The 14201-nt window shown below is 61.6% G+C and carries 8 protein-coding genes; 1 reads left to right on the top strand and 7 read right to left on the bottom strand.

Annotated features, from left to right (window positions below; translation table 11 throughout):
• Positions 1-8: 8 nt before the first annotated feature.
• From ACQY5G_RS03270 to ACQY5G_RS03300, 7 genes are all read right to left on the bottom strand, one after another.
• The gene (locus ACQY5G_RS03270; protein ID WP_428276960.1) at positions 9-1904 is read right to left on the bottom strand and encodes a TonB family protein; all 1896 of its coding nucleotides are present in this window, start codon (positions 1902-1904) and stop codon (positions 9-11) included.
• Between the two features lie 4 nt (positions 1905-1908).
• Positions 1909-2280, bottom strand: coding sequence for a BlaI/MecI/CopY family transcriptional regulator (locus tag ACQY5G_RS03275; protein ID WP_428276962.1), 372 nt, complete (start codon positions 2278-2280; stop codon positions 1909-1911).
• Between the two features lie 233 nt (positions 2281-2513).
• The gene (locus tag ACQY5G_RS03280) at positions 2514-3503 is read right to left on the bottom strand and encodes a helix-turn-helix domain-containing protein (RefSeq protein WP_428276964.1); all 990 of its coding nucleotides are present in this window, start codon (positions 3501-3503) and stop codon (positions 2514-2516) included.
• Positions 3504-3751: 248 nt separating this feature from the next.
• Positions 3752-4969, bottom strand: coding sequence for a hypothetical protein (locus tag ACQY5G_RS03285; RefSeq protein ID WP_428276966.1), 1218 nt, complete (start codon positions 4967-4969; stop codon positions 3752-3754).
• Positions 4970-7189, bottom strand: coding sequence for an ATP-binding protein (locus tag ACQY5G_RS03290; protein WP_428276968.1), 2220 nt, complete (start codon positions 7187-7189; stop codon positions 4970-4972). It abuts the gene before it with no gap.
• The gene (locus tag ACQY5G_RS03295) at positions 7186-8565 is read right to left on the bottom strand and encodes a DNA methyltransferase (RefSeq protein ID WP_428276970.1); all 1380 of its coding nucleotides are present in this window, start codon (positions 8563-8565) and stop codon (positions 7186-7188) included. Before ACQY5G_RS03295 ends, ACQY5G_RS03290 begins: the two co-directional genes overlap by 4 nt.
• Before the next feature lie 707 nt (positions 8566-9272).
• Complete coding sequence (locus ACQY5G_RS03300; protein ID WP_428276972.1) at positions 9273-9407, bottom strand: hypothetical protein; 135 nt, start codon at positions 9405-9407, stop codon at positions 9273-9275.
• Positions 9408-9705: 298 nt separating this feature from the next.
• On the opposite strand from ACQY5G_RS03300, the gene ACQY5G_RS03305 reads away from it, so the two are divergent.
• Positions 9706-13671, top strand: coding sequence for an Eco57I restriction-modification methylase domain-containing protein (locus ACQY5G_RS03305; RefSeq protein ID WP_428276974.1), 3966 nt, complete (start codon positions 9706-9708; stop codon positions 13669-13671).
• The last annotated feature ends 530 nt before the right edge of the window (positions 13672-14201 follow it).

Raw genomic sequence — 14201 nt, forward strand, 5'->3', positions numbered from 1 at the left:
CCCGGGTTCTACCTGCCGCCCGCCCCCGCCCCCTCTTTCGTCGTGATGTGGATCACGCCACCCCGGCCCCGCTCGCCGTACAGTTCGGTTGCCCGTTCTCCCTTGATGATCTCGACGTTGGCGATGTCGAGCTTGCCGAAACTGACGTCTTCCAGCGTCACTTCGCCGGACTGGATGACGCCGTCGACGATGATGACTGGATTGTCCGTGCTCACTACATGATTGCGCGTACCATCTTCACCGATGTATCCGCTCACGATGATGTTCCGCCGCCCATCGGCGGTAAGCGGGGGGCGTGCGCTGCGATCGGCGGCCGCGTCGATCCCCTCGGGAGGGGAATCGCCGTCCGCGCCGCCGTCCTTCGTCGTGATTTCGATCACGCCGTTGCTGGCCCGCTCGCCGTACAGCTCGATGGCCCGCGGTCCCTTGATGACCTCGACGTGGTCGATATCGAGGGCCTGGAGGTCTTCCATGCTCCTGCCCTCGGATAGCATGATTCCGTCGACGATGATGAGCGGGGCATCCTCATCGGTTACGGAAGAACGACGGGCGGAGGGGGTGGCCGCATCATCCGCGACCTGGAAGGTGATCCACTGGGCGATCCAGACGTCGGTCGGCTGGTCGCGGTTCATCGCAGGCTCGAAGCGCATCGTCGCGACCACCTCCGCGGCGGCGGCGTCCAGGTCGCCGTTACCGCTGCTCGTCTTGACTTCCGTGTTCCGGACCGTGCCGGACGTGTCCACGTACAGCCATATCTCGACTCGTCCGCCGATTCCCGCGTCCTTCAGGTTCGTCGGGTAGGCCTGCTTCAGCGCGTCCGACATCACTTCGGCGTTCTGAAGGACCGGAGGGCGGTCGAACGCGATGAAGGACGGCCGGTCACCGCGGGCGAGGGCGTCCTCGCCCGGCATCGGCGGAGGTGTCCATTCAACGGCTTCGGAGGGCGGCGTCACCGCCGCGGCGGGCGGTTCCGGCGCGTTCATGGCACTCTCGGGTCCGGGGCACCCGAGCACGAAGAGGACGGCGACCATGGCCAGCCCCGACGCGCCGAGCGTTCGGAGCAGACGCATGCTGGCCAGCGGCTCGGTCATGCGGCGCAGGCGTCGTTCCACGGCCGGCTTGCGCTCGGCGAAGGCGGCGGCGGCGAGCAGCGACCCGGAGACGCGGCTCCCCACGGTGATGAGGGCGTCCGCGTAGTCGCGCGGCGACTCCCCCCGCCGGAGCACGCGATGGTCGCAGTCGAACTCGATCGCGAGCCGCAGCCGGGACACCTGCCACCACACGAACAGGTTCCACGGCATCAGCACGAGCGCGGCGACCGCCGCCGCGAAGAGCCGATGGTCGCCGGCGCGCTGATGCTCGCGCTCGTGGAGAAAGACGAGGCGGAGCAGCCTGTGCTCGAGTTCGGGGATCCACTTCGGCATCACGACGACCGAACGCCGGAACCCGACGACGGCCGGCCCGCGTTCCTCGGAGATCATGACCGGCGATCCCTCGACGCGGCCCGGCCTCCACGTCCGCATCTCCGACCGCAGCCCACCGCAGATCCGCCCCACATAGCCGATCATGGCGACGACCAGCAGCACCCAGCCCCACGCCAGCACCGCGCCCACGGCCGCCGCATCGAAGCCGCGGCCGGCCGCTGCGGGCAGCTCCCCCGCCGCAGCGACGACCGCAACACCGCTCAACCCGACCGCCGGCTCGGCGGAGGACGCCCCGAAGCCGGGAAGGAATCCGGGAGCGAAGAAGGCGACCATGGGCACGGTCACGGACCCGACGATCGCCGCGAACCACGCCCAGCGCACGGGCTTCCGGAAGTGACCGAGCGCCCGCTCCGAGGCGAAGGCGGCCAGGGCGAGGAGTCCCGAAATCAACAGGCAGTATCCGATCCAGGCGGTGACCATGTCCCTACTCCTTCGAGCTGAGGCGTTCGTCCACCATGCCGCGCAGGTTCTCGAGGTCCTCCTTCGAGAGCGCCCGGTCGGAGACGAGGTGCGTGAGCAACAGTTCGGGCGACCCCTGGAACATCTTCTGAACCAGCCGGCGCACCGCGCTCGCCCCGGCGCATTCCCGCCCGACGAGCGTGTGATAGCGGTAGGCCTTCCCCTCCTGGGTGTGCGCCACGTACCCCTTCTCCTCCAGCGTCCGGAGGATCGTGAGCACGGTGGTGTAGGCCAACTCGTCGCCGAGGCGTTCCTGCACCTCCGCGACGGTCGAGGCTCCCCTCTCCCATAGCACCGCCATGAGGTCGAGTTCCCGCGTGGTGAACTTGATCTCCACGAGACAGGTCCTTTCGCCATCAGCGTCGCCGCCCGCATCGGTCGTCCGTCGCCGAAGCGCCGGCGGGCCGAGCGGGCATCGTTCCCGAATGAGCGTAAACGCGTCGGGACGCCGCTGTCAACTAGACACGTAGTAGAAACGTCCGAAGGAGTCCGATTCCGACAGGAGGCGGGAAGCCGGGGCTTTTGTGGCGGGCTGCTAGACTGTCCTGATTCGGAGTAGGTGCGACAGGTTCATCGGCCTGACCACATCTTGTTGGCGCCGATAACCTCCATCGGCGTACGTCCTCGAGTCCAGCGCCCGGTGTGGGCGCGGTCCTCGTTGTAGTAGCGAAGATACCGCTCCAGGTCGCGGCGGAGACCCAGGAAGCCCGGCACGAGGTACTGGGCGAAGGCGGGCTTCCAGCACTCCTCGAGGATCGTGCCGTGTACCCGCTCCACGCAGCCGTTCGTCTGCGGCCGTCCGCTGCGGATGAACCGGTGCTCCGCTCCGAGGCTCTCGACCGTCTCGCGGAACGCCTTGGCCCGGAACTCGCTGCCGTTGTCGGTCAACATCGCCCCCAGCTCCCAGCCGAACCGCTTCAAGTCCCGGGCCACCCGCCGTGCCAGCTGCGATGCATAGCGCGAGGACGGGTTGTGCGGCGTGACGTGCAACTCGGCCCACGTGTAGGCGCTGCCCACATCGATCGCCGTGTACTGCCACACCACCCCCTTCGTGCCCCGCAGCTTGCCGACCCGGAAACAGTCGATCTGCACCAACTCCCCCGGCTCGTCCACGTCCAGGCGGCCCACCGCAGGCGCCGGGCGAGGTTCCACTTCCGTGCCCGCGGCGTAGCCGGCCACCAGACTTCGTCGCCTTGCCCGCGTGTTCAGCCCGTGACGCCTGAGCACCCGGTACACCCCGCTCGGCGAGATCGCGTAGCCGCCCCACTTCGCTCGCCTCAGTTCCGCCGACACCCGCTTCGGACCGAACCCCGGGTGCGCCAGAGAAAACGCCAACACCCGCTCCTCCACCAACATCGGCGTCGCGTTCGGCATCCGCGGCCGACGGCGCTCCCGAGGCCGCAGCGCCTCCGGCCCGTATCGCTCCAGCCACCGCCGCCACCGGTAGTACGTCGACCGGTGTATCCCCAGCATCTCGCACGCCTGCCGCACGTTGCCCAGCCGCTCGGCCAGTGCCATCGTCCCCAACCGATACCGATACAGCACATCCTCCTGGGTCATGGTGATGCTCCTCGTAGTTCTGAAATCCTTGGTCAGACTTCGAACCACAGGATGCATCGCCGCCCAGGGGGATGCCTATGTGTCGCGCGATCTCCGAATCAGGACAGGCTAGGCGCCGACGATGGCGATTATCGGATTTACGGGCACGTCCCGCCTTAACCAACCAACGTCGCTGTGCTCTGACACGCTATCGACGGCGCTCCGACCATGCTCGATCGGATCCAGATCCGTCGATGGGGTCCGTCCAATCACTGTGGCACGGCCTGTGGCGGGATTCGCGGGAGGCCCTGGCGTTGCAAATATAGGGCGTAACGCTGCTGGATTCTCGTCACGTGTGGGTGTAGCAGTCGGCCGACCCTCTGTTCCTTCCGCGCTCCGAATTTCTCGATATGTAACTTTTCGAAACTGAATGTCACATTTCTTCCCGCCCCAGCTGCGACCACTATTGCCTGATTCACACGTTCTAGGACATATCCACCCCCCGGCCGATACGCTTTCCGTAGCTCGGATGGCTCCATTATTGTCCCTTCAATACAGTACAAATCGACCTCTTCTACGGTCAGACCGTTCCTCGGAATGCAGTCACAATCTGGTCTGATGTTGAGCAGAAACGTGTCGTCGTCCGATGCAAACAAGTCACCGCATCGCACTTCATCTTCGGGCAACATTTCGAGGAAACTCGTCGCGCCAAGAAGTGCGTGAATGTCCTCACCCGGCACATCCAACTCTTCCACATCGCGCTCCAGCATCTCCTTCTCAAACGTATCCGTCCGCATGCGACCTCTTAGGCTATCGTTGATCAGATCAGTCAGTGCTGCACTTGGATCCACTCCATCCTTCGCGTACTCCTGCCAGAATACTCTTGGCCAGTCTGGATTCCTTGCGTACATCACACCGAAGAGATCTCTACGTGCCTCGCGTAGCGCCTTGTCCCACGTCTTCAGCGTGTATACGGATGCATTATTTTCTATCCACCGTTCAACCGCATCCAGTCGGAGCTTCCGCTCCGCTAGCAACTCGTTCTTGCGCTGGACAAACACGAAGCTTCGCTCCAACGATTCACCTTCGTAAATCGCCTCCAGGTGATATGTGACGTCATCGGGGTTTTCGTTAGTAAATATAAAGACCGGTACGGCGTAGGTCTTGGCGCGTCGCAGGAAGCGCAGGTTTCGCTCGACGCTGAATGCCTCCAACTCTGGCGCATTGCCCTTCCACAACTTCCAGTCGAGTAGCACAAACCCCGCAGACTGTAGGAGATTATCCCACGTGTCCTGCGGTGGCATTTCGTTGGTACGATAGAATGGCGTACACCATTCCTCCTCGAATTGCGCGACGATCTCGTTGACCAGATCTCTTTCATCATCGTCGCCCGTGGATGCCTCGTCATCATCTCCGCCCGTGGCTACCTCGCCAATCTCATCATCGATCACGACCGCCATACCGGACATAAGGTCCTTCAGATCCATTCAGGACTCCTCCCTTGCGAAGCTGATTACAAAATTGGCACCCGGTAAGATTCCGTCGCCAGCGCCCGCTACGTCAATCCGGTAATCGTGTCGGTCAAGAAGCTGACGCGCGATATAGAGACCCAAGCCTCGTCCTTCTTGTCCCTTCCCCGAATAAAAGGCGTCAAAGATATAGGGCAGGTCATCCGGATCGATACCCGGACCATTATCCGAAAAAATCAGTTTCCCTTGTTCACTATCCATCGTGACGACGATGTCACGCCTGTCGGGTTCTACTGTCTCTAACCAGTACGCCGCGTTATCGAACAAATTGATGAACACTTGCATGAGGACGCCATCTGTCGTGCTCGCGATTAAGGGTGATTGACCTTTGTTGATCATATCGTAACGGATGTGTCGATCATCTAGAAGAGGTTTGTAGATCCGATGGATCTTCTGCAACACCGGTGCCACCTTAAGCCGCTTTCGACGTCGATGTGATGATTTGAACAACGTTTGCACGTCGCCGATTCCTTCAACGACCTGTTGAATTATCCCGACTAGCCGCTCTGTCAACTCTGACATCTGATCGTTGCCGATCCGCCGTGCGGTTTGCGCCAGCTCACTGGCAATGTGCTGACCGCGACCTAGCAGCAACATGATGTCGTGAGAAGCCATTTCGACCGACAACCCGACACCGGCAAGATCTTCCGTAACCTCCGCCCGCTGCACCAGGTGCGCCCGCTCGCGGCTGTAATCCTTTTGGATTTTCAACACTCTTTTGGCGTACGATCTGTGCCCGTCTTTTCCGAGGTCCCTCCGGAGGACCTTTAGCCCCGTTAGCACCACGCCCTCGTCTACGAGTCGTGCCGTTGAACGTTGGAGTCGCCTATGCTGAAAACGAGCAAAAGGATACTGCTTTATGTATGACAAGAACACTTGTACTAAAAAGATGAGATCGTGGGCCGCTCCACCCGTCTCAATGAGTCCTTCACGGTTGGTCTTGTCCCGCAGATCGGGGTTCGCTCGTTGCGTAATGTCGATCCACCCCACTATCTGATCATTACTGAAGAAGTTGCCGGCGCGTCCCGTACCTCGCGTCACATCGATCGCGAGCCAATCATCGTCAGGGTCGCCATAGGGATATACGCGTACGCCATCGCGGTAGAGGTAAATCCGATGACCCTTGATCAGATTTTTTTCCGCTTGCGTGAGTGCATGTTTGCCCGCAATGCCGCGAGAAAAATCGAAGATGTGGAAATGGAATTCAAAGTCGCCGCAAGCAAAGGGCATCGGAAGGGGCAACTGTTCCGTCTTGGTCTTTTTCCGGCGGCCGAAGCGATTACGCCATACCCATAAGCCGGCAATCTTCGCATCGTCTAGGGCGAGATCGGTCGTAGTACTGTGGCCAATGCTGTAGGAGTACAATTGGCGTAGACAATCAAAGCGGCCTTGGATTCTCAACACCGCCTTGTCCTCGATCAATCCCTTCAACGTATCGGCGCTCGCCGCCTCCACTGCCTTGTGTCGCTTCCCATTACAGAACACCGCGACGTCCATGCGATTGGCCGCTTCATGTTCCGTGATGCGGGACACTGGGTCCGTCAGGTCAGAAACATCACGACAGAGGCGATCTATGAGAGCCCAACCCCATGATCCGTGCAGGTCGCGAATTTCGATATTTGTACCATGTTTATCACCCGCAAACAGTTCAGGTGACGATTGTGTCATGTCGACCGTGATTTCGTCCAGGAACACCTGTTTTCGCTCGCCGCGTTCGAGGACGAAATCCGGGTCAAATCGGGAGAAATCCCAAGTAAGAACACTTTCTATATCTGCACCGACCGATCGAGTTGTGATGGTGACTTTTCTGCCCAGCTTGAGGACGGCAAAGCGTCCAATGCCCTTTTCGCCTTGGATCACCCGCTTCTTTGCGCGCGTTCGGCGTTCGCCAGCGTCCTTCGCGAGGTACTTCGTCGGCGTCGCCGGATTCATCCATTCGTTCCGTAACGTTGTCGCGGTCATCCCAGTACCGTCATCTCGCACGACAATGCGTGAGGCGTCGTTAGGTGTCATATCGGAGTCGAATTCCTCGAAGCGAACCGCGACTCGATCGGCATCAGCGTCGTAAGCGTTCCTTATGAGTTCGACCAAAGCTATGCGTTCGTTTTTGATCAGCTGTTCGCCGAGCATCGTCAACAGCCGGGCGTAGGGACGAAACGACAAGCTCTCGGATTTCATCGGCGCCTCCCGGTCACCACAAACTCGCGACCGTAGACGCTTCGCTGACCAGAATCCCGAGTGAAGCGACCGCGAGCATCGCGATAGGGGGTCATGATCTTCAAAGAAATCTTACGGGGAAACACTTCGATCTCGCGAAATCCTGCCTGCATCATAGAATGAATCAGATGCCGCCGGTTGTCGATCGGAGTTCCCTGATATCGAGTGTTACCTATCACGAAGACCGCCATTCCATCTTCGTTCAGCATGTTCCAACATTTGTTGACCGCCTTACTCATGTCACAGAAATACCGAATCACCGAACTTGCTTTTCGCTTGTCGGTTTTGGCGAGGTTGTCGTAGGTTGTGATAGCAAGGGAGCCAAGTTGCTCGATCACTGCGGGACTGAGGGGATTGACGCGGTACTCGTTGCCGAGCATGTGCCGTCGCAAGTCTCGGTAATCCGATGCAAATCCCAACCATAGAGCCGATAGCTGGTGAATGTCAGCATAGTTGTAGGAAGTTACGTACGGAGGACTGGTGACGATCAGATCCGGACGACAGGCTGGTAATCTAGGCGCAAGAAAATTGCGGGTTCGGATTAGAGCGCGTGGGCGTTGCGCGGTCGTGGCTGCGTTTGAGCCACGTGATGGCACCTCCATGGAAGGAGTACGTACGGCATTTCGCATCAATGCTACTTGCTGAGCGAATGCTTCGATCACTTCTCGAGGTGATTTGCTCGGATCGATTTGCGGCTTGATCGACTTAGTGAGCCACCGCGACGTTGGTTTCAGGATGTTGGAGAAGGCGCAGAGAAAGAACTTGCGATAACGACTCTTGGGTGGTGCGGCGCGGTGAATCGCGTGCCGGAGCCGGAGGAGGTGCTCGATATTGCGATCGTTGAACCAATAGCGAATCCTGTCGGAGATTTGGGCGCGTTCGGCCGCTGTGGGTTGACGGATTTCGAACGCCTTGTTGATAGCTTCGAAAACCCGCCGAAGACCGACGTCGTCATATTCGCGGGTTTTGACATGAGCGATGAGCGTAGCGACAGGGTTGATGTCGCACCCCCAGAAGCTCTTACCGTTTCGTATCGCCTCGACGGCGGTGGTTCCGCAACCACAAAAGACGTCGGCAACGAGATCGACGTCGACACCATTTCGTTCAGCATAACCTAGAGCCTTCGTGGTGATGAAAGCGGGAAATTTGGCCGGATATGCGTGGATGCGATGGATCGGCTCCTCTTTTTGGTCTCCAAAATCCCAATGCGAGGATGCGATGGCAGAGTCCAGCGCGGAGGCGGGTGCGCCTGCAACGTCGGCGAGTGTCGTTGTGCCGTTGATTACTGTCGCATCAGGACAACGACGACCGGATGCCGTACCGCTGCTGTCATTCATGGAACGCTGAGCCCAACCCCGGCGCGCTCGACCGGCGTGGTCACCAACGCCCGGGGAAGGAGGTCACAGTACCGAAAAACCACCTCGTGCAGTCCGTCTCGATCCAGACATCGGTGGTTGTCATCTAGATCCGTCCTGGGGATTGCCTGCGGCGGGAGCGGCTGCTCGACGGTGGCCACCCGGCCACCACCGTCCCTGAGGACAACGAACACGACGCCGCGCTGATCTTGACCGGGAAGATCGATGGGGCGGATGCAGATGTTGTACCACCGGCTCCCGGGATCGAGAATGGAAACCTCTCGCTCCGCACGATCCGACTCGAGATCTACTCGCAATTGGTCCAGTTGGTGGCCGTCCCGTGGATTCATCTGTTTTTTTATTGGCTTTCGTGGATCGGAGTGGAAGATACCGAGGCCGCCGCGAGTCTCAAAGCGTGTCGCGAAAACGCTCGCGGGGTAGAGGACCTCACCCGAGTGCCGACGCGCGCGCATCTGCTCGGGCTACCGTCGGGGCTTGAATCGGGTGTAGGACGACGGGTTGCCCCTCGACGGTCCGATCGAGCCCGGCATTGGACACCACGAGGACGGATCATGCGTGAGAGGCCGTCGGGGGCGTTGGCACATGTGATCAGGATATGGTGCAAGCCCATCTGCGGGTGCTCGGACCTGATCGAATGCTCCGGTGCCCGAGCTAAGCGCGTCACTCGTTCACGCCCCCACCTGGACCGTCTGCTCGACGTCATCCAGAACCGCGACGATCTGCGCCTTGATCGTAACAGGGCAGACGAGAGGATCGGCCACTCGGTGGCAATCCAGCGGAATCGAGAGCCGGACCAGGTCCACGAGCGAGCCGGCTCGGGGGGCTCCGTTTCAAGCACAACGCGTCGTCGTTTGCTCGCGACCTTGCGGGGAGTCTGGCTAGGGGCGCTCTCGCGGGTTGCGCGGTAAGTTGGATGCGTCAGCGAAGATTACGGTCAGAGGAGGATGCGACGATAGAAACGACCGCACCGCAGAACCGATTTGGGTCAGTGCCATCGGTCTTCGGAGATGGTGGATGACGGCTACCCGGCCCTTCGAGGGGAGCTTGTTCGCCGAAGATTTCCTTCGAGAAACGATCACGGAGCTTCAAGACTGGCGGGACTTGACCGACGAGAGCCTTGCAGACCTCGAGACCGCATTGCATGGCCTGATCGACGCTTTTCCGACAGATCTGTCGCCCAATGAGAGCCAGACCGAGGATGACCTGATCTGGCCGGTGCTGGCGCGGCTCGGCTGGACTGCCAGCCTCAGGCAGCAAAATCTCTCGGCGCACGGACGCCAAGATGTGCCGGACGGCTTACTGTTCGCGGACGACACCTCGAAGGCCCGGGCGAACCGCTTCGCCGAAGAGTGGAAGCGCTACGGGCACGGGCTGGCTGTGGTCGAGTCGAAACGGTGGCTTCGACCATTAGACCGTCGCTCCGGGCGGCGTGGCGAGGAGTCGGCACCCTCGACACAGATGCTACGCTACCTCCGCCGCATCGACGATCTGACCACGGGTAAGCTCCGCTGGGGCATTCTGACGAACGGTGCCCGTTGGCGTCTGTATTACGCTGGTGCGCGCTCGGTCGCCGAACAGTTCTTCGAGCTTGATCTGGCGGCGGTTCTCAGGATTGCGAGCGACGACCGCGACGCCATCCCAGCCGATGACCGGCGACACTGGCTGAAGGTGTTCTGGCTGGTTTTCGGGCGTCATGGCTTCCTTCCCGACGCGGCGGACGAGCGGACGTTTCACCAACGGGCGATCGACGAAGGACGCTTTTATCAGGAGAGGGTCGCCAGCAGCCTGTCGGCGCTGGTCTTTGAAGACGTGTTCCCGGACCTCGTCCGGGCACTTGCGGAGGCGGACACCGAGGCCGCGTTGCCCGAGGTGCGGGACGCGGCGCTGGTTCTGCTCTACAGGCTCCTGTTCGTCCTCTACGCCGAAGACCGGGATCTCCTGCCCGTCCGGGACAGTCGGTACGACGACTACGCGCTCCGCGAGCAGGTACGCGGTAGCATTGGCCGCCGGAAGGACCAGGGCGACGTGTTCTCGGCCACGGCGGCCCGCTACTGGTCGGCCTTTGACGACCTGTGCCGCGCCCTCGACTCGGGTGACGCCTCCATCGGCCTGCCGCCCTACAACGGCGGACTGTTCGACCGCGCCCGCACACCCCTGCTCTCCCATGTTCGGCTGGGCGACGCGGTGATGGCCGACGTGATTGACGCGCTGTCATTCGAGCGGACGCAGCTCGGACGTCGGTACATCAACTACCGGGATCTCGGGGTTCAGCAACTCGGCTCCATCTACGAGCGACTGCTCGAACGGGAGGTCGTTCGCGAGGATGGGAACATCGTTGTCCGCCCGAACGTGTTCGCGCGCAAGGACTCGGGCAGCTACTACACGCCCGACGATCTGGTTGACCTGATCGTGCGGGAGACGGTCGGACCGCTGGCGGACGCGCGCATCGAGGCGTTCGCCGCCAAGGCAGCGGATTTCGCGTCAAGCCAGATACCGGAAGACCGGCGCTTGGGTCGGCTGAAGCGGCTCGACCCGGCGGAGCAACTGCTGGAGCTGAAGGTGTGCGATCCGGCCATGGGCTCGGGACACTTCCTGGTCAATCTCGTGGATTACCTCGCCGACCGCGTCATCGAGGCGATGGCCGAGGCCGAAGCCCTCGTGGACGGATACCTCTCGCCGTTGGTGGAGCGGATCGACGGGATCCGCCTCACGATCATGGACAACGCGGAGGACCGGGGCTGGACATTCGACACGGACCAACTCGACGACCGGCACATCGTCCGCCGCATGGTGCTCAAGCGGTGCGTCTACGGCGTGGACAAGAACCCGATGGCCGTGGAACTGGCCAAGGTCTCGCTGTGGCTGCACACCTTCACCGTCGGCGCGCCGCTCAGTTTTTTGGATCATCACCTCCGGTGCGGCGACAGTCTGTTCGGTACTTGGGTCCAGCACGCCACCCGAAGGGCGGAGGAGAAGAGCAGCCTTTTCCTGAGCGGACCGCTCGCTCGGGCCACGCGCGCGGCCGCGCCGATGCAGATCATCGAGGGGCTCACGGACGTCGAGATAGCCGAGGCGCACCGCTCGGCCGACATCTTCGCCGAAGTCTCGGAAATGACCGCGCCCCTGCACGCGTTCATGTCGCTGCTTCAAGCGTTCGACTGGCTGGGGATCCGGAAGAAGCCGGTCAAAGCCGCGTTTCTCAAGTGGCTGGATGGTGTGTTCGGTGACCAGATCGCGATCGCCCAGGGGGAGCCGTTCGACTCGAAGGATGCTCACCTCTCCCACTTGCTGGATGCCTTGGAACTGGCCGAGAGCGAGCGGTTCCTGAACTGGCAGGTCGCCTTCCCCGGCGTGTGGTCCGACTGGGAGTCCAAGGAGTTGAAAGGCGGCTTCGATGCGGTGATCGGCAATCCGCCATGGGACCGGATGAAGCTACAACAGGTCGAATGGTTCGCGTCCCGGCGGCGAGAGATCGCCATGGCTCCCCGCGCCGCCGACCGCAAGCGCATGATCGCCGAACTCCAGAAGGCGGGAGACCCGCTGGCCGGGGACTTCCAGCTGGCGAGCGAACGAGCGGCTGCGGGCGCGCGGGTGGCCCGGACTTCGGGAGACTATCCCCTGCTCGCACGAGGCGACCTCAACCTCTACTCGCTGTTCGTCGAACGAGCCATGACGCTCGTCAAGCCGGACGGCATGGTCGGGCTGCTCGTGCCGTCCGGCATCGCCTCCGACAAGATGGCCGCCCCGTTCTTCAAGAGCGTGGCCACCGAGGGGAGACTCAAGGCGCTCTACGACTTCGAGAACCGCCGGACACGCTTCGACGCGCCGCCGTTCTTCCCTGACGTGGATAGCCGCTTCAAGTTCTGCGCCTTCGTCGCCAGCCCGGCCCCGTGGACTCAACCCGCCCGCTGCTCGTTTTTCCTTCAGGACGTCTCGGAGACCAAGGACCCGGAGCGGTGCTTCCCCCTGTCCGCCGCCGATTTCGCGCGGGTGAACCCGAACACCGGCACCGCGCCGATCTTCCGGTCACGGCGGGACGCCGAGCTAACCGCCGCCATCTACGAACGCCTGCCGGTGCTTGTGGACCGCTCCTCGGGCGAGGAGGTGAAGGCGTGGCCGGTGAAGTACTCGACGATGTTCCACATGACCAACCACTCCGGCCTGTTCCGGACGCGATCGGAACTGGAGGAGAAGGAAGGGGCGTGGCCGGTCGGCGGCAACCGGTTCCAGAGCCCCTCCGGCGAGTGGGTCCCGCTCTACGAGGGGAAGATGGTCCAAGCGTTCGACCATCGGGCCGCAAGCATCGTGATCAATCCGAAAAACCTCCACCGCCCAGCTCAGCCCAAACCGGCCACGCTTGAGCAGCATGCCGATCCGAACTGGCTCGCTGACCCGCAGTACTGGGTGCGAGCGTCCGAGTGTGGTTGGCCTCCTCAGTCCGGTTGGGTTGTCGGCTTCAAGGAGATTACCGCTCCTACCAACGTGCGGACGTTCATCGCCGCCCTGCTCCCCGCCGTTGGATTCGGCAACAAGGTGCCGGTCTTGAAACCAGAAACGGAGGATCGCCGTGAATGGCTCCTCGCCGCCAATCTCAACGCGACGGTGTTTGATTTCGCCACGCGCCAGAAGGTCCAAGGTCAAACGTTGAACCTCTTCATTCTGGAGCAACTTCCGGTCGTCCCACCCGAGCGGTATCGAGAGGTGAGCTTTGGATCTAAGCTTGCGGAGGAGATCGTCCGCGAGACAATGCTTGAACTCACCTACACGGCCCACGACATGGCGCCGCTCGCCGCGGCACTGAGCCACATGGATGAGAACGGCGAAGTCTTGCCACCTTTCCCCTGGGACGACGAACGCCGCCTTAGCCTCCGCGCCAAAATGGACGCGCTCTATTTCCACCTTTATGGCGTGACGAGTCGCAACGACATCCGGTACATCTATTCGACGTTCCCGATAGTCGAACGAGAAGAACAGGCCGCATTCGGCACATATCGATCCCGCGACCTATGCCTCGCTTGGGCGAGTGCGCTCGCTGCGGGCAAGCCGGACGCGGAGATCGCTCCGTGATGGCGTTCCCCAGCTTTGACTCGCCGGTACCATCGGGCTGGACCCTCTGCCCGGCTGTAGCGCTTTCCGCTCTTCACTCCATGTCTTGGAGGTGAAGCCCACGGGTGCTGAGAAGCGAGCTCCGAGTACGAATAGTCGGTTTAGGCGGAACGGTCATGTTATACGGCTATCTCACTCAACCCCAACCTTCGTCAGGGGGCCCAGACGATAAGGGTCGCTCACATCTTGCACACGACCTAGTGAACGATCGCAAGCTCAGAACCTCTTCCTAAAGCCGAACCCTTCGGATACGCGAGATTGACTCAACAAGACGAACGAAGGCCTGAATTTCTCCCCGTTGCCTTCAAGTGTCTGGTCTCTCCAGCTACGCGAGGACGAGCAATTCTAGCGCGCGGTCTCTCCATCCGGAGGACCGTCCTCTTCAGCCCGGCACCGATCACCCGGCAGTACTTCCGTGTCGTAACGAGTGGTGCGAGCACGTTGAGTTCAGACCGTATGTCGCCAAGAGGCAGCGCCCATGGCGTCCCGCT

This window comes from Candidatus Palauibacter sp., assembly GCF_965261555.1.
In the GTDB taxonomy this organism is placed as follows: Bacteria; Gemmatimonadota; Gemmatimonadetes; order Palauibacterales; family Palauibacteraceae; genus Palauibacter.

Excerpts from the sequence above, each read along its gene's own strand:
- ACQY5G_RS03270 (WP_428276960.1), bottom strand. The coding sequence starts at position 1,904 with ATGGTCACCGCCTGGATCGGATACTGCCTGTTGATTTCGGGACTCCTC.
- ACQY5G_RS03280 (WP_428276964.1), bottom strand. The coding sequence starts at position 3,503 with ATGACCCAGGAGGATGTGCTGTATCGGTATCGGTTGGGGACGATGGCA.
- ACQY5G_RS03285 (WP_428276966.1), bottom strand. The coding sequence starts at position 4,969 with ATGGATCTGAAGGACCTTATGTCCGGTATGGCGGTCGTGATCGATGAT.
- ACQY5G_RS03290 (WP_428276968.1), bottom strand. The coding sequence starts at position 7,189 with ATGAAATCCGAGAGCTTGTCGTTTCGTCCCTACGCCCGGCTGTTGACG.
- ACQY5G_RS03295 (WP_428276970.1), bottom strand. The coding sequence starts at position 8,565 with ATGAATGACAGCAGCGGTACGGCATCCGGTCGTCGTTGTCCTGATGCG.